This window comes from Nocardia sp. bgisy118 (assembly GCF_057708605.1).
The window spans coordinates 1-15542 of record NZ_JBYISM010000005.1; the positions used below are offsets into that span (position 1 = coordinate 1).

The 15542-nt window shown below is 69.7% G+C and carries 14 protein-coding genes; 6 read left to right on the forward strand and 8 right to left on the reverse strand.

What is annotated here, in order from left to right:
• Nucleotides 1–426 precede the first annotated feature (426 nt).
• A complete protein-coding gene (gene clpX / locus AC3EO7_RS07625) occupies nt 427–1707 on the forward strand; it encodes an ATP-dependent Clp protease ATP-binding subunit ClpX (protein WP_067787500.1) in 1281 nt (426 codons plus the stop codon).
• A gap of 231 nt (nt 1708–1938) precedes the next feature.
• Nucleotides 1939–2343 carry an STAS domain-containing protein gene (locus AC3EO7_RS07630; protein WP_431962665.1) on the forward strand — a complete coding sequence of 135 codons (405 nt, stop codon included), beginning with the start codon at nt 1939–1941 and terminating at the stop codon, nt 2341–2343.
• 64 nt (nt 2344–2407) lie between these two features.
• Here the strand turns inward: AC3EO7_RS07630 and AC3EO7_RS07635 are convergent, their stop codons facing one another.
• Both AC3EO7_RS07635 and AC3EO7_RS07640 read right to left on the reverse strand, forming a co-directional pair.
• On the reverse strand, nt 2408–2785 hold the full coding sequence (locus AC3EO7_RS07635; protein WP_431962667.1) for a nuclear transport factor 2 family protein: 378 nt from the start codon (nt 2783–2785) through the stop codon (nt 2408–2410).
• Nucleotides 2786–3081: 296 nt separating this feature from the next.
• Complete coding sequence (locus tag AC3EO7_RS07640; RefSeq protein ID WP_435590829.1) at nt 3082–3693, reverse strand: dihydrofolate reductase family protein; 612 nt, start codon at nt 3691–3693, stop codon at nt 3082–3084.
• Between the two features lie 183 nt (nt 3694–3876).
• Between AC3EO7_RS07640 and mihF the strand changes: the two genes are divergently transcribed.
• Nucleotides 3877–4191, forward strand: coding sequence for an integration host factor, actinobacterial type (gene mihF, locus AC3EO7_RS07645; protein ID WP_068062535.1), 315 nt, complete (start codon nt 3877–3879; stop codon nt 4189–4191).
• A gap of 127 nt (nt 4192–4318) precedes the next feature.
• On the opposite strand, the gene AC3EO7_RS07650 is transcribed toward mihF, so the two are convergent.
• The 4 genes from AC3EO7_RS07650 to AC3EO7_RS07665 form a co-directional block, all read right to left on the reverse strand.
• Nucleotides 4319–4855 carry a hypothetical protein gene (locus AC3EO7_RS07650; RefSeq protein ID WP_435590830.1) on the reverse strand — a complete coding sequence of 179 codons (537 nt, stop codon included), beginning with the start codon at nt 4853–4855 and terminating at the stop codon, nt 4319–4321.
• 94 nt (nt 4856–4949) lie between these two features.
• Nucleotides 4950–5786, reverse strand: coding sequence for a formate dehydrogenase accessory sulfurtransferase FdhD (fdhD, locus tag AC3EO7_RS07655; RefSeq protein ID WP_435590831.1), 837 nt, complete (start codon nt 5784–5786; stop codon nt 4950–4952).
• A gap of 316 nt (nt 5787–6102) precedes the next feature.
• Nucleotides 6103–8412 (reverse strand): FdhF/YdeP family oxidoreductase, encoded by a 2310-nt coding sequence (locus tag AC3EO7_RS07660; RefSeq protein WP_431962675.1) that lies wholly within the window; start codon nt 8410–8412, stop codon nt 6103–6105.
• 151 nt (nt 8413–8563) lie between these two features.
• Nucleotides 8564–9742 carry an FHA domain-containing protein gene (locus AC3EO7_RS07665; protein WP_435590832.1) on the reverse strand — a complete coding sequence of 393 codons (1179 nt, stop codon included), beginning with the start codon at nt 9740–9742 and terminating at the stop codon, nt 8564–8566.
• 353 nt (nt 9743–10095) lie between these two features.
• Here AC3EO7_RS07665 and AC3EO7_RS07670 point away from each other — a divergent pair, with 353 nt between their 5' ends.
• A complete protein-coding gene (locus tag AC3EO7_RS07670; RefSeq protein ID WP_431962680.1) occupies nt 10096–10623 on the forward strand; it encodes a GNAT family N-acetyltransferase in 528 nt (175 codons plus the stop codon).
• 69 nt (nt 10624–10692) lie between these two features.
• On the opposite strand, the gene AC3EO7_RS07675 is transcribed toward AC3EO7_RS07670, so the two are convergent.
• Together AC3EO7_RS07675 and AC3EO7_RS07680 are read right to left on the reverse strand one after the other, a co-directional pair.
• On the reverse strand, nt 10693–12240 hold the full coding sequence (locus AC3EO7_RS07675; protein WP_435590833.1) for a glycerol-3-phosphate dehydrogenase/oxidase: 1548 nt from the start codon (nt 12238–12240) through the stop codon (nt 10693–10695).
• 14 nt (nt 12241–12254) lie between these two features.
• Complete coding sequence (locus AC3EO7_RS07680) at nt 12255–12857, reverse strand: TetR/AcrR family transcriptional regulator (protein ID WP_435590979.1); 603 nt, start codon at nt 12855–12857, stop codon at nt 12255–12257.
• Between the two features lie 63 nt (nt 12858–12920).
• On the opposite strand from AC3EO7_RS07680, the gene AC3EO7_RS07685 reads away from it, so the two are divergent.
• Both AC3EO7_RS07685 and AC3EO7_RS07690 read left to right on the forward strand, forming a co-directional pair.
• Nucleotides 12921–14570, forward strand: a complete 1650-nt coding sequence (locus AC3EO7_RS07685) for an FAD-binding oxidoreductase (RefSeq protein ID WP_435590834.1) — start codon at nt 12921–12923, stop codon at nt 14568–14570.
• Nucleotides 14570–15538, forward strand: coding sequence for a diacylglycerol kinase family protein (locus AC3EO7_RS07690; protein WP_435590835.1), 969 nt, complete (start codon nt 14570–14572; stop codon nt 15536–15538). Before AC3EO7_RS07685 ends, AC3EO7_RS07690 begins: the two co-directional genes overlap by 1 nt.
• Nucleotides 15539–15542: the final 4 nt, after the last annotated feature.

Consider the following 15542-nt stretch of genomic DNA (forward strand, 5'->3'; position numbering starts at 1 on the left):
ACCCCCCCCCCCCCCCCCCCCCCCCCCCCCCCCCCCCCCCCCCCCCCCCCCCCCCCCCCCCCCCCCCCCCCCCCCCCCCCCCCCCGCTTCCGCTACGGTGACATCGACCGTTCGCGAGGGTGGCGGACGGCGCGAACACCATGGCGGTCGGCCGGGCGTCGGGACCGGCCTCTCACGGGTGGAACGTGTGCCGAACGTGTTTCGATGTCGTGAGAACCCGCACAACCCCGGCGAGAAACATGCTCGAGTTGTCGACCTCCGTCGCGCACACCGGGTACGGTCAACCTAGGGACCTTTGCTCTCGGTTGACGGCAAGCTCGACCCGCCCGAATTACTCGAAGTGTTCGCGATTACACCCGAGTTCGGCGGATTGCTGGCAACCTGGACAGACGGTTGCACGCGGACAAGGAAGTAGGGACCCACGAGATGGCGCGCATCGGAGACGGCGGCGATCTGCTGAAGTGCTCGTTCTGTGGAAAGAGCCAGAAGCAGGTCAAGAAGCTCATTGCGGGACCTGGCGTGTACATCTGTGACGAGTGCATCGATCTATGCAACGAGATCATCGAGGAGGAACTCGCCGAGTCCAGCGAGGTCAAACTCGATGAGCTGCCGAAACCCGCCGAGATCCGTGAGTTCCTCGAGAACTACGTGATCGGGCAGGACACCGCCAAGCGCACCCTCGCCGTGGCCGTGTACAACCACTACAAGCGCATTCAGGCGGGGGACAAGGGCCGTGACAGCCGGGGCGAGACGGTCGAGCTGACCAAGTCGAACATTCTGATGCTCGGCCCCACCGGCTGCGGCAAGACCTACCTGGCGCAGACCCTCGCGAAGATGCTGAACGTGCCGTTCGCCATCGCGGACGCCACGGCGCTCACCGAGGCGGGCTACGTCGGCGAGGATGTCGAGAACATCCTGCTCAAGCTGATCCAGGCCGCCGACTACGACGTCAAGAGGGCCGAGACCGGCATCATCTACATCGACGAGGTGGACAAGATCGCCCGCAAGAGCGAGAACCCCTCGATCACCCGTGACGTCTCCGGCGAGGGCGTGCAGCAGGCGCTGCTGAAGATCCTGGAGGGCACCCAGGCCAGCGTGCCGCCGCAGGGCGGACGCAAGCACCCGCACCAGGAGTTCATCCAGATCGACACCACGAACGTGCTGTTCATCGTGGCGGGCGCGTTCGCGGGCCTGGAGAAGATCATCTCCGACCGCACCGGCCACCGCGGCATCGGCTTCGGCGCCGAGGTGCGCTCCAAGGCCGAGATCGACACCACCGATCACTTCGCGGAGGTGATGCCCGAGGATCTGATCAAGTTCGGTCTGATCCCGGAGTTCATCGGCCGCCTCCCCGTCGTCGCGTCGGTGACGAACCTGGACAAGGAATCCCTGGTCAAGATCCTGTCCGAGCCGAAGAACGCGCTGGTCAAGCAGTACATCCGGCTGTTCGAGATGGACGGCGTCGAGCTGGAGTTCACCCAGGACGCCCTGGAGGCGATCGCCGACCAGGCCATCCTGCGTGGCACCGGCGCTCGCGGCCTGCGCGCCATCATGGAGGAAGTCCTGCTGCCGGTGATGTACGACATTCCCAGCCGCGACGACGTCGCCAAGGTGGTCGTGAACGCCGACACGGTCAACGACAATGTGCTGCCGACCATCGTGCCGCGCAAACAGCAGCGTGCCGAGCGCCGGGAGAAGTCGGCGTAATTCCGAAGTCGCGATCCGGGCCCGTGGGAATTGTCCCCCGGGTCCGGATTTGTTTTCGAAATGTCCGAATTGTCGAGATTTGCTCGAAATTGTAGGTGTATCGGAGTCTTCGTTCGGGTACTCGAATCTCAGGGTTGAGTAGCCAGCCCAGCTCCGGGGCCTCGGGCGCCCGGCGCGAATACATCGCCCGGCGCGGGTTCAGCTGCCGGGTGCGACGGGACTGGGTTCCTCATGTCGACCATTCTTTCCACTCACTTCACCGAAGTCCGACCGCATCGTTCCGATCCCGCTGCGCGGGTGCGGGTTTCGATCACCTCCCCGAGCGACGAGATCACGCTGTGCGCCGTCGCGGGTGAGGTGGATCAATTCACCGTCGACGAGCTGCGTCGGCATCTGATCGGTGCGCTCGACACGGCCGCGCCTCGCGTGGTCGTCGATCTGTCCATGGTGTCGTTCTTCGGCGTCGCGGGCCTCCGGGTGCTGTTCGACGCACGTTCACGGATCGACCAGGCCGGCGGCAGGCTGCTCCTGGTCACCGGCCCGCCATGCGTGGACCGGCTGCTTCAGGTGGCTGCCGACGTCGTGGCCTTCGAGACGACGCACGTTCTGGCTGGTGCGCTGCTCGACGCCGCATAACCCTGGAGAAACCTCGACGCCGCCCGGGATGCGATTCCCGGGCGGCGTCGGCGGCGTGGACGGCTCAGATCGGCTCGCCGCGCATGTCGTCCTGGCTCCAGTAGGCGCGCATCTTGATGATCTTGCCCTGCTCGTCGAACTCCATCGTGTCGATCGGCGTGAGCGTGAAACGCTGATCGCCGACCATGGTGACGACGTCGAACATGAAGGCGGCGTGGTTGCCCGCGACCCGCACGGTGTCGGCGTGCAGCGCGGTCGACCGGTCCAGGTTGTCGAACACGGAGTAGAACTCGCGGATGGCGTCGTGGCCTTGGCGGACGGGGGTGCCCGCGGGATCCTCGACGGTCGCGTCCGGCGCGTAGAGCTCCACGATGGATTCCGTGGGCCCGGTGCCGACCAGCTTGACGTACTGCTCGACGACATCGCGAATCTGTTGTGTCATGTCAACCCCTGACGAATTGAAACGTGTTCCAATTCGGAGGCTAGCAGTCCATGCCCGCGCCGGATAGCCCGAAGGCCGTTCATCGGGACGCGGGTCGTTGTGCGGTTGTGTCTGCCTCGCCGGGACGCGGTGACGATTCGTCGTGGACGAATCGCGCCCGAGGTGGGGAGCGCCGTTGATCCCCCTGGTTCGCCGTTGAACCTTGATCCCGTTGCGAAGGCTGCTGTATTTTCTTTCGCCGCCGTCACGCGATGTGTTACGTGGGTCACATTTTTTCGTTCGGTGGTGTGTGCCGGCTACTCGCCGAGGGTGCCGTATTCGGGGACGCCTGCGGCGCGGTAGGTGCCGATGTGGACGCCGGCCGGTGTCGTGCGCGAGTCGGTCAGGTGGAAGGCGGCGGGGCTGGATCCGGTCCGGAAGAGACGTTTGCCGGTGCCGAGGAGCACGGGGAAGGTCAGCAAGTACAGGGTGTCGACGAGGCCGGCGGCGAGCAGGGTGTGCGCGAGGCCGCCGCTGCCGTGGACCTGCAGTTCGCGGCCCGGGCGGGATTTGAGGTCGGCGACTTGCCGGACGAGGTCGTCCCGCAGCAGTTCGGTTCCCGTCCACTCGGCGCGCTCGAGGGTATGGGTGCCAACGTATTTCGGCAGCGCGTTGAGTTTCGAGGCGATCGGGTCGGCGGGGTCGTCGTGCTGTGGCCAGTATCCGGCGAAGATCTCGTAGGTCCGCCTGCCGAGCAGGAAGGCATCCGCGCGAGCGAACACCTCGCTGACGAATTGACCCCCTGCCTCGTCGAAGTACGGTGCGGTCCAGCCGCCGTGCGTGAAGCCGCCCTCGGTGTCCTCGTGCGGCCCGCCCGGCCCCTGGCAGACGCCGTCGATGGTGACGAACTGGGTGAGCGACAGTTCCATGGGCGGGCTTCCTTTCGTCCGTTTCGCGCACTTCGCGCGGGTTGTTCACCTGTTCTGACGACGACGCGCCAGAAAACTCATCGCAACATTTGACCGGTGTGTCGGCGGTCCGCCACCGGTGCCGTGCTGTTTACTCGGTGCGGTCAACCAGATGTTCGAGTGACGAGTGAAAGCGGAGGAGACATGGCACTGCCCACGATGACCGCCGAGCAGCGCACCGAGGCGTTGGCCAAAGCGGCTGCGGTGCGCAAAGCGCGCTCCGAACTGATCGGCAAGGTCAAGGCCGGCAAGGTGTCGGTCGCCGACCTGCTGAAGAAGGCGGAGTCGGATGATCTGGTGAAGAAGACCAAGGTCGCGGCGGTGATCAAGGCCCTGCCCGGCGTCGGTCCGGTGAAGGCCGCGAAGCTGATGGATCAGGCCGAGATCCCCGAGGACCGCCGCATCGGCGGCCTGGGCGCCCGGCAGCGCGAGGCGCTGCTCAAGGCTCTCGACGCCTGACGGCGTCGCAGCGACCCCGCTCGAGCCGGAGGCGCACGCCAGTACGCCCGAGGCGACCTACCCGGCCACGCGCCGACGGTCGCCCGGGCCCCTCGTGCGACGCCTCCGGCCAGGCACCTTCCGGGCCTCAGCGCGTCGGACGGCGGCGCGGGAAGCGGAACTCGATGGGCCGGGGATCGGGCGCCTCCGGCCCACGCGGAGTCACCAGCAGACAGGCCGCGCCGAGCGCCAAGAGGGCCGCGGCGGCCAGCAGGCTCAGCGTGAAGCTGACGCCGCTCATCGCGTCCGGCTTGTGAAACGCGTGGTAGATCACATGCGGGGTGGCGAAGACGAGCCAGCCCAGCCCCGCGGCCTGCGCCAGCGCGCTGCCTCCGCGCCACAGCGCGAAGCCGCTCACCGCAGCGAGGGCAAGGAAGAAGGCCCCGACGTCGCTGGCCAAGTGGTGGTTGTAGGGGCCGTCCACGGCGACCCACTGCATCCCGAATCCGGGGAAACTCGTATACCAGGAGTGCGGCGCGAGCACCGCCCACAGACCCACCACCGCGCCCTGGAAGGTCAGTATCCCCAACATGATTCGCACGGCCAGCCACCGGCGGCGGTGCTGCTCGAAACGCATCCGGACGCGCACGCCGCCGGACTTTCCTTCCACCGAGATCCGCATCATCGCTCCGTTCCTCGCCGAGGGGTGTTCGGGCGTGCAGTCACGGTAGAACGGACATCGAGTACCGGGCAATAGGCGTCGCGGCGGCGAGCCGACATCAGCTCGCGGGACGCGCCGCCGATCGCCGGTCCACGCGGTGCGCGCCGGCATAGATGTTCATGGTGTCGCCGCGCAGGAAGCCGACCAGGGTGAGACCGGATTCGTCCGCCAGGTCCACCGCCAGCGAGCTCGGCGCCGACACCGCTCCGAGCATCGGCACACCGGCCATCACCGCCTTCTGGACCAGCTCGAAGGACGCCCGCCCGCTCACGATGAGCACCAGATCGGACGCGGGGATCCGGTTTTCACGCAGGGCCCAGCCCAGCACCTTGTCCACCGCGTTGTGCCTGCCGATGTCCTCCCGCACCGCGAGCGCCGTCCCGTCGGCGGTGAACAAGCCCGCCGCGTGCAGGCCGCCGGTGGCGTCGAAGACCGATTGCCGCTCGCGCAGCGTCTCGGGCATGCCGGCGAGTACGGCCGAGTCGACGGCGGGCGTGTCGTCCGGGAGTGGATAACGGGTGTGGGCCCTGACCTCGTCGAGGGCGGTCTTGCCGCAGAGCCCGCACGAACTGGTGGTGAGGAAGTTGCGCGCGCGGGCGGGTACGGGGACACGCAGCTCGACGTCGAGCACGTTGTAGGTGTTGCGGCCGTCCGCGTCGGTGCCCGCGCAGTAGCGGGCGCTCACCACGTCATCGGCCGATTCGATGATGCTCTCGCTCAACAGGAATCCGTGCACCAGGTCGACATCGGCGCCGGGGGTGCGCATGGTGACGGTCAGCGACCGCCCGCCGAGCCGGATCTCCAGCGGCTCCTCCACTGCCAGAGTGTCGGGTCGCTGGATCTCTCCGGACGGGGACAGGCGCAGTGTGCGACGGCGCGCGGTCACCCGGCTCACGACGCAGCCTCGCTGCCGCTCGGCCGCGTCGTGCGCCGGGACGCGCTGTGCCTTTGGTTCACTCGCTGACGCTCCTTCACGACCCAGCCTCGCTGCCGCTCGGCCGCGTCGTGCGCCGGGACGCGCTGTGCCTTTGGTTCACTCGCTGACGCTCCTTCACGACCCAGCCTCGCTGCCGCTCGGCCGCGTCGCGCGCCGGGACGCGCTGTGCCTTCGGTTCACTCGCTGACGCTCGCTCACGACTCCACCTCGCTGGCGCTCGGCCGCGTCGCGCGCGGGGATGCGCTGTGCTTTCGATTCACTCGCTGACGCTCGCTCATGATTCGGCTCCGACGTGCACGTGCCGCTCCAGCCGGATGGTCACCGCCTTGGAAACGGGCGTATTGGATCGCGCCGCGACGTGATCCAGCGGGACGAGTGCGTTGGTCTCGGGGTAGTACGCGGCGGCGTTGCCGCGCGGCGTCGGGTAGCCGACGACGCGGAAGGCTCGGACACGTCGCTCGATGCCGTCGGTCCACTCCGAGACCAGATCGACGAGATCGCCGTCGGCGAAGCCGAATTCGGCGATGTCGTCGGTGTTCACCAGGATCACCCGGCGTCCGCCGTGCACGCCGCGGTAACGGTCGTCGAGGCCGTAGATGGTGGTGTTGTATTGGTCGTGGCTGCGCAGTGTCTGGAGCACGAGCCTGCCCTCGGGTACCGGAACCCAGGTCAGCTCGTTCACCGCGAAATTGGCGCGGCCGGTGGCGGTGCGGAACTCGCGGCTGTCGCGCGGGGGATGTGGTAGCACGAAGCCGTTGCGCTGCCGGACTTTGGTGTTGTAATCGGCGCAACCGGGCACCACGCGCGCTATTGCGTCGCGAATCTTGTCGTAATCGCGCCGGTATCGCGCCCACGGCACCGGATGGTCCTCGCCGAACAGCGCGAGGGCCAGTTCGCAGACGATGGCGACCTCGCTGCGCAGCTGATCGCCGACGGGTTCGAGGCGGCCGGTGGACAGGTGCACCATCGACATCGAATCCTCCACCGACACATGCTGTTTCACGCCGCCCACGACGTCCTTGTCGGTGCGACCGAGGGTGGGCAGGATCAGCGCGGTGCGTCCGTGCACCACGTGGCTGCGGTTCAGCTTGGTCGAGACCTGCACGGTCAGTGCGCAATTGCGCAGCGCGGCCTCGGTGACCTCGGTGTCGGGCGTGGCCGAGACGAAGTTGCCGCCCATGCCGAAGAACACCTTGGCCCTGCCGTCGCGCATGGCGCGGATGGAATGCACTGTGTCCCATCCATGTTCGCGGGGGCTGGTGATGCCGAACTCGCGGTCGAGCGCGTCGAGGAAGGAGTCGGGCATCTTCTCCCAGATGCCCATGGTGCGGTCGCCCTGCACGTTGGAGTGCCCGCGCACCGGGCACACGCCCGCGCCCGGTTTGCCGATCATGCCGCGCAACAACAGCAGATTGGTCGCCTCCTCGATGGTGGCGACGCCGTGCGCCTGCTGGGTCAGACCCATCGCCCAGCAGATGATGGTGCTGCGCGATTCGGCGAGCAGGCGCGCGGTGCGCCCGAGTTCCGCCCTCGACAGTCCGGTCGCGGCTGCGACGACGTCGAGATCCACCGCGCGCGTGTGGCTTTCGTATTCGGCGAAGCCGGCGCAGTGCGCATCGACGAACGCGCGGTCCACGACGGTGCCCGGCGCTCGGTCCTCGGCCTCGAACAGCAGCTTGCCCAGACCTTGGAACAGGGCCATGTCGCCGCCGAGCCGGATCTGGAGGAAGTCGTCGGCGATCGCGACGCCCGTGGTGACGCCGCGCACGGTCTGCGGATCGCGGAAGCCGAGCAGACCCGTCTCCGGCAGCGGGTTGACCGCGACGACCCTGGCGCCGTTGGCCTTCGCGTCGGCGAGGGCGCTGAGCATGCGGGGATGGTTGGTGCCGGGATTCTGGCCCGCGACGATGATCAGATCGGCCTTGCCGAAGTCGTCGATCGAGACCGAGCCCTTACCGATGCCGATGGAGCCGATGAGCGCCGCGCCAGAGGATTCGTGGCACATGTTCGAGCAGTCCGGCAGATTGTTGGTGCCGTAGCTGCGGACCAGCAATTGGTAGAGGAACGCGGTCTCGTTGGCGGTGCGGCCCGAGGTGTAGAACACGGCCTCGTCGGGCGAGGCCAGCTCGCGCAGCTGATCGGCAATCACGCGGTACGCCTCGTCCCAGGAGAGGGGCGAGTAATGGGTGTCGCCCGGGCGCAGCACCATCGGATGGGTCAGCCTGCCCTGCTGGCCGAGCCAATATCCGGATTTCCCGGCGAGCTCGGCGACCGAGTGGGCGGCGAAGAACTCCGGCGTGACGGTGCGCAGCGTCGCCTCCTCGGCGACGGCCTTGGCGCCGTTCTCGCAGAACTCGGCGGGCCGCCGGTGCCCGGTGGGCTCCGGCCACGCGCAGCCGGGGCAGTCGAAGCCGTTGACCTGGTTGAGCCTGGTCAGCGTGCGCGCGGTGCGGACGACCCCCATCTCCTCGACCGAGCGTTTCAGCGCCACGGCCACGGCGGTGATGCCCGCTGCCTGCTCCTTGGGCGCGGTGACGGTCAGCGCGGATTCATCGATGTCCTCGGTGGGGCCCTGTCGATGCATGTCCTTATTGTCCTCTCCGCGCACTGACTGTCTCAGCAGGACTGCTGCCGCGCTCTTCGCATCGTAGGCCGCGGCGCGGGGCCCGGCATACCTCGTCGGGCCGGAATCGGCCGTCGCACCGCGGCAGCGCTGAGCAACGGCCGGGCGAGGCTCAGGAACGACGCGTTTGGGCGGTGGCCGGGTGGCGTTCGTCGGTGCGGTGGGTGAGCACCTTCTCGCCGATGCGGATGCGCCAGCCTGGCGGCAGCTCGACGGGGGCGGTGCCGATGCGCGTCCAGGTGTCGGTGCCCGGCCCCGCGACATAGGTGCCCGCGGGTGTGGACGCGTCGCGGACGAAGACCTTGCCCCGGTTCAGCGAGATGTAGGCGTGCACGCGGGAGACGTGCCGGTCCCTGGGCACCGACAGCGGGGACGCGATGGCGTTGCGCACCGAATCGTCGGTGGTGGGACTGCGGCCGATGACATACGGACGGTCGAGCGGGTAGGCGGTGTCCTCGAAGACCAGCGCCCCCGTCGGGGCTTCGGGCGAGCCCTTCGGCGGACGTGGCGGCGGGACGCGAACGCCGCGCGTGGCCGGATTCTTCTGCAACGCAACGGGTTCGGGTCGCGCGGAACCGAAGCCTGCGGTCTGGGACCAGGCGAGTGGCATCGCCCTGGTGCCGATGTCCTGCGGGTGAGCGGCGGACGGCCGACCGGATCCGGCGTTCGACTCGACGGGGGAGTCGGCGTCCTTTCGCGTGTCGTCGGAGTCGTCCGTCAACGCTTCGAAGCCCGCGGGCGCGGTCGCCGGTGGTTCGGCGGATCCGGGGTTCGCGGTGGCGGCGGCGCGTGGCGGAATCTTCGGTGCGCTCGCCTTGCGCACGGCGACGCGCCATTCGAAGCCGCCGCCGGGCACGGCGCCCGCGCGGAGGTCGGTGCGGGGCAGCGGGGTGATCGGGGAGCCGGTGTCGGCGCCTACGGTGATCCGGCGCACCGGTTCGCGCACGATCTCGTCCACCCAGGTGAACGCCCGCGCGCCGGAGAGCCTGCGGGCGCCCTCCGCGCCGTGGATCTCGGCGGCGACCGGTCCGCGCAGCAGGATCACGGTGCCGTCGTCGGTCGGGGCGACCACGCCGAACGGCGGTGGCTCGGAGCCGCTGCCGAACACGACGGCGGCCAGCCGCTGGGCGATCGCGGCCCCGGGATGATCACCTTCGGCGACGGCCTCGATGGCGCCGAGGATCCGGTCGGTGGAAGCGGTTTCACCCGCGAGATACACCACCACCGCGCCGAAGCGTGCAATCAGACCATCGCCCGGCGCGATCCCTACGGTCGACGGGTTCTTGCGCACCCGCGCCTCCTTCCCGCGCACTACCGGCGTCCAGCATAGAGGCTCGCACAGGACGTGACGGGGCGGATCGGAACAGCAACAGGCCGCGGGGACCCGCCCGACCGGTCGCTCCGGCCGTGGAATCCGCAGGGCAGCGCGGAGAGTCGGGCGAGGTCGGCTCTCCGGTCCTCGCCCGGCGGATCGGTCGGCCGTGATCGAGCCGACTTCGCGGTCGTCCGGTGTTCTCGGGCTCTCCGCTGTCGTCCCGATCACGTGACGTCGCCTGCCCGGGTGTGCGTCTCATGGAGAGTGATCTCCTCGATGATCTGGAAATCCCCGCGACTTTCGCCCGGTGATCCGGCAATACTCCTGGCATGCCCTCCATCAGACCGGCGACCGAGGCCGACCTGCCCGTTCTGCGGGACATCGAGCGGGCGGCCGGAAAACCGTTCGCCGACATCGGTATGACCGCCGTCGCTGACGACGAGCCGCCGACGCTCGCCACGCTGCGCGAATTCCAGCAGGACGGGCGGGCCTGGGTCGCGACCGACGTTGTCGACCGGCCGATCGCCTATCTCGTCCTCGGCCTCGTCGACGGCAACGCGCACGTCGATCAGGTGTCGGTCGATCCGGAGTACGCCGGGCAACGCCTGGGCAAGCGGCTCATCGACCGCGCCGTCCACTGGGCGCGGGCCAACGGAGTGCTCACCATCACCCTGACCACGTTCGTCGAGGTGGCGTGGAACGGCCCGTACTACGAGCGCCTCGGCTTCCGGTACCTGACGGCCGCCGAGGAGACGCCGGGCCTGCGCGCCCTGCGCACCGCCGAAGCCGAGCACGGACTCGACCGCTGGCCCCGCGCTTGCATGCGCGCCGAACTCGATACGTGGGTCTTCGACTGACGTCGCGGACGCTCGGCCTGTCCCGCGCAGCCCGGAATACACGATGAGCGCGGAGCCGATCGCCGTCGATCAGATCGTGGCGAGCGCCGCGGTGGCCGCGGGCAGAGCTGCGGCGCGGTCCTCCGGAACCAGGCCGATGCGGGTGCGCCGATCGAGCAGGTCGTCGACGTGCAGTGCGCCCTCGTGCGAGAGGGCGAAGGCGAATTCGGCTCCGATGACGTCCATCCCGGGGGCGACCGGCTCGCGCAGGGCCGGGTCGAGGGCGGCGAGGGCGGCGACGGCGGGCGCTTCGCTGCCGTAGCGTTCCACCAGCAGCGGGGCGGCGGCGAGGCGATCTCGTGACGCACCGGAGACCGCGCCGACCAGCGGCAGACGTTTGGTCGGGCAGGGCGCCGCGTCGAGGCGGGCATGGCGCACCGCCGCGTCGACGACGTCCTCGGCCATCCGGCGGTACGTGGTGAGCTTGCCGCCGACGATCGTGATCACGCCGGTCGGCGAGGTCAGCACCGCGTGCCGGCGGGAGATGTCGGCGGTGCTGCCGTCGCCGGTCTTCAGCAGCGGACGCAGGCCCGCGTATCGGCCGCGAATATCGGCGTGGGTCAACGGTTCTCGCAACACGGTGTTGATGGTGTCGAGCAGGAAATCCACCTCGGCCTCGGTGGGCTGCGGTTCGTCGGGCACCGGGCCCGGCGCGTCTTCGTCGGTCAAGCCGAGGTACACCCGCCCGTGCGCGGCGGGGAAGGCGAAGACGAACCGGCTGGTGCTGCCGGGCACCGGCACCGTCAGCGAGGCGCTCAGACCGCCGAACGACTCGGCCGAGAACACCAGGTGGGTGCCCCGGCTCGGACGCAGCTCGATGCTCGAGTCGACCTGATCGGCCCACACGCCGGTGGCGTTGACGACCGCGCGAGCCCGCACGGAAAGCGTCTCGCCGGAAAGGGTGTCGCGCAGCGTGGCCGAATCCCCGGTCACGTCGAGGGCTTCCACCCTGGTGAGGATGGTGGCGCCCTGGGCGGCCGCGGTGCGAGCCAGCGCGACGACGAGCCGCGCGTCGTCCACCAGTTGCCCGTCCCAGGCCTGGAGCCCACCGCGCAGACCCGCCCTGCGCACGGTCGGAGCCAAGCGCAGCGCCTCCGCGGTGGCGACCCGTCGCGACCGCGGCAGGGTCGCGGCCGGGGTGCCCGCGCCGCGCCGCAAGGCATCGCCCGCCACGAAGCCCGCGCGGATCAATGCCTGTTGCGCCGCGCCGATATTCGGCAGCAGGGGCACCAGCTGTGGCAACGGACGCACCAGATGCGGTGCGGTGGCGCCGATCAGGATGCCGCGCTCGACCGCGCTCTCGTGCGCTATCCCGATCCGGCCGCCCGCCAGATATCGCAGACCGCCGTGCACCAGCTTCGAACTCCACCGGCTGGTGCCGAACGCCAGGTCGTGCCGTTCCACCAGCACGGTGCGCAGTCCGCGCGCGGCGGCGTCCAGCGCGGCGCCCGCGCCGGTGACGCCGCCGCCGATCACCAGCACGTCGATCTCGCCGCCGTCGCCGAGGGCGCGCAGCTCGCGCGCGCGGCGCTCGGCATCGAGCGCGGAATCCCCTCGGGTCGCCGGATTGTCGGTCATGGCACAGCCTTTCGTCATTCGGGGTCGCCGGGGCGGAGGTAGCCGTCGATGGCGCGGGCCAGTTCGGTGTCCAGCTCGGGGGCGGGCAGCAACCCCGCGACAGTGCCCGCGGATTGCACCGCCGACTGCACGATGAGCAGCATCATGGTGGCCAGCTGGACGGGATCGCCGGGCCGGATGGAGCCGTCGTCCTGGCCGTCCCTGATCCCGGCGGCGAACAGTTCGACGAGGATGCGCTGATTGCGGCCGAGCCTGCCGAAGACATAGGTGAGCATCAGGTCGGTGTCGGTGCGAAAGATCTTGCCGAACAATGGGTTCGAGCGCACCATCCCCGCGCCCTCGACCACGCCCTCGACCAGCCGCGTCCGCGCCGGGCCCGCGTCGGGCATCGCGGCGGTGAGAATGCCGCGCAGTTCGCGAACCAACAGCTCGGCGACCAGCGCGCCGGTGTCGGACCAGCGGCGGTATACGGTCGGCCTGCTGACGCCCGCGCGGCGCGCGACCTCGGTGAGCGTGGTCCGGCGTACCCCGAACTCTTGGACGCAGGCGCGTGCGGCGTCGAAGATCGCCAGGTCGATGGCCGAAAGTTCGGCGTCCGGGTCATCGGTCACGGGAATCACCACCGGGCTGAGTGCGGGACGGATAGTTACTGCTTGACAGTATATGTCAAACTGTAACGCATGGTCGAGACGCAGCAGGCAGGCGGGCATTCCGAGCCCGCGGCAAAGCCGGGCGCACACGCGCGGGTACCGAGTATGGTGTGGGACGCCTGGGGTATCCCGGCCGGACACAAGCCGCTTTCGGCGCAGATCCGCGGCCTGCTCGCGCAGGTCTTCGGAGTGTCCGGCGAACCGGTGGCGCGCCGCGATGAGGGTGATGTGCCACTCCGCGCGTCGGCGTTGACGCCGGCGCAGCGGGACGGGTTGGTCGCGGTGGTCGGTGCGGACAATGTGTCGGCCGACCATCACGATCGACTGCGGCACGCGGGCGGCAAGAGCACCCTCGATCTGCTGCGCCGCCGCGCCGAGGGCCCGCAGGACGCCCCCGACGCCATCGTCTTTCCCGCCGACCACGAGCAGGTGCTCGCGGTACTGGCCTACTGCGCCGAGCACGGAATCGCGGTGGTGCCCTTCGGCGGTGGCACCAGCGTGGTCGGCGGCGTGGATCCGGTGCGCGGGCAATTCGACACCGTCATCGCCCTCGACCTGCGCCGCATCGACGGGATCCGCGATGTCGACCCGGTGAGCGGCACGGCGACCCTCGGCGCGGGCCTCACCGGACCGCGGGCCGAGGAACTGCTCGCCGCGCAAGGACTTTCGCTCGGCCACTTCCCGCAGAGCTTCGAATTCGCCAGCATCGGCGGCTTCGCGGCCACCAGATCCTCCGGCCAGGCCTCGGCGGGATACGGCCGGTTCGACGACATGGTGCAGCGACTCAGGATCGCGACGCCGACCGGCTCGCTGGAGTTGGGGCGCGCGCCCGCCTCCGCCGCAGGGCCGGACCTGCGCGAGCTGTTTGTCGGCTCGGAGGGCACGCTCGGCGTGATCACGGAGGTCACGCTGCGCGTGCATCCGCTCCCGGAAACCACCGCCTACCAGGCGTGGTCGTTCCCCGACTTCGCCACCGGCGCGGCCGCGCTGCGCGCCGTGGTGCAGGCGGGCGCGGCTCCGACGGTGCTCCGGCTCTCCGACGAGGCCGAGACCGGACTGAACCTGGCCCGCTCGGGTGACGTCGGCGGCCAGGCGGTGTCGGGCTGCCTGGCCATCACCACCTTCGAGGGCAGCGCGGAGCACGTCGCGTCGCGCTCGGCCGAGGCGACCGCGTTGCTGGCGGCTTCGGGCGGCACCGCGCTCGGCGAGCAGGCGGCCCGCGAATGGGAGCACGGCCGGTTCGCCGCGCCCTACATGCGTGACGCGCTGCTCGATGTCGGGGTGCTGTGCGAGACATTGGAGACCGCGACGACCTGGTCCAATATCGCCGAGCTGAAGGCGAAGACGACCGCGGCGCTGACCGATTCGCTCGGCGCGCAAGGCACGCCCGCACTGGTGATGTGCCACATCTCGCACACCTATCCGACCGGCGCTTCGCTGTACTTCACCGTCGTCGCCAAGCAACTCGACGACCCGATCGCGCAGTGGCAGACCGCCAAACGCGCGGTGGGCGACGCGATCATGGCCGCGGGCGGCACGATCACCCACCACCACGCGGTCGGCGCCGACCACCGGCCCTGGTTGCCCACCGAGGTCGGTGAGCTCGGCATCCGGGTGCTGCGCGCGGTGAAACGGGAATTGGACCCCGCGGGCATCATGAACCCTGGGAAACTGATCTGATGAGCCGCGAGGCGTCGAGCAGCATCCGCTCCGCACTGGTCGTCACGAACCGGTTGTCCGGCGCGGGCAAAGGACACGACACCGCGACGGTGGCCATCGCACGGCTCGCCGAGCGCGGCGTCGAGGTCACCGAGATCCGCGCGCCTTCGGCCGCCGAATCCGTTCGGCTGGTCCGTGATTCGCTGGCGAATCCGGATCCCGCCGCTCGCCCCGACGCGGTGGTGTGCGTCGGCGGCGACGGCCTGATCTGTGTGATTCTCGAGGCCGTCGCGCAGACCGGCGTGCCGCTCGGCTTGGTGCCGAGCGGCACGGGCAACGATCTGGCGCGGGCGCTCGGCGTCCCCACCGACGACCCGGCGGCCGCGGTCGACGTGGTGCTCGCGGGGCGCACCGCGGTGATGGACCTCGGCCGGATCGAGTCGGACGCACCGGATGCCACCCCGATGTGGTTCGCGACCGTCACGGGCACCGGTTTCGACGCGCGGGTGACGTTGCGCGCGAACGACATGCGCTGGCCCAAGGGCAGGCTCCGCTACACCGTCGCGGCGCTGGCCGAGATCACCGGTGGTTTCACCGTGCCCTATCGGATCGCACTGTCCGGCATCGCCGAAGGCGCGGTGGACAATCCGCCGGGCGACGGCGTGATCGAGACCGACGCGGTGATGGTCGCGGTGGGCAACACCCGCACCTATGGCGGCGGCATGTTGATCTGCCCCGACGCCGAGATGGACGACGGGCTGCTCGATCTCACGGTGGTCGGCGCAGTGTCGCGACTGGAGATGCTGCGCTTGCTGCCCGCGCTGTCGGCGGGCAAGCGCATCGATCATCCGACCGTCGCGCAATATCGCGCCGCCGCGGTCACTCTCACCGCACCGGGCGCGCCCGCCACCGCGGACGGCGAACCGGCCGGGATGTTGCCCATCACGTTGCGCGCGGTGCCCGCGGCTCTGACGGTCCTGGTGCCCTGAGCGC

Excerpts from the sequence above, each read along its gene's own strand:
- AC3EO7_RS07670 (WP_431962680.1), top strand. The coding sequence starts at position 10,096 with ATGCCCTCCATCAGACCGGCGACCGAGGCCGACCTGCCCGTTCTGCGG.
- AC3EO7_RS07650 (WP_435590830.1), bottom strand. The coding sequence starts at position 4,855 with ATGATGCGGATCTCGGTGGAAGGAAAGTCCGGCGGCGTGCGCGTCCGG.
- AC3EO7_RS07640 (WP_435590829.1), bottom strand. The coding sequence starts at position 3,693 with ATGGAACTGTCGCTCACCCAGTTCGTCACCATCGACGGCGTCTGCCAG.
- AC3EO7_RS07690 (WP_435590835.1), top strand. The coding sequence starts at position 14,570 with ATGAGCCGCGAGGCGTCGAGCAGCATCCGCTCCGCACTGGTCGTCACG.
- AC3EO7_RS07660 (WP_431962675.1), bottom strand. The coding sequence starts at position 8,412 with ATGCATCGACAGGGCCCCACCGAGGACATCGATGAATCCGCGCTGACC.
- AC3EO7_RS07635 (WP_431962667.1), bottom strand. The coding sequence starts at position 2,785 with ATGACACAACAGATTCGCGATGTCGTCGAGCAGTACGTCAAGCTGGTC.
- AC3EO7_RS07675 (WP_435590833.1), bottom strand. The coding sequence starts at position 12,240 with ATGACCGACAATCCGGCGACCCGAGGGGATTCCGCGCTCGATGCCGAG.
- mihF (WP_068062535.1), top strand. The coding sequence starts at position 3,877 with ATGGCACTGCCCACGATGACCGCCGAGCAGCGCACCGAGGCGTTGGCC.
- clpX (WP_067787500.1), top strand. The coding sequence starts at position 427 with ATGGCGCGCATCGGAGACGGCGGCGATCTGCTGAAGTGCTCGTTCTGT.
- AC3EO7_RS07630 (WP_431962665.1), top strand. The coding sequence starts at position 1,939 with ATGTCGACCATTCTTTCCACTCACTTCACCGAAGTCCGACCGCATCGT.
- AC3EO7_RS07685 (WP_435590834.1), top strand. The coding sequence starts at position 12,921 with ATGGTCGAGACGCAGCAGGCAGGCGGGCATTCCGAGCCCGCGGCAAAG.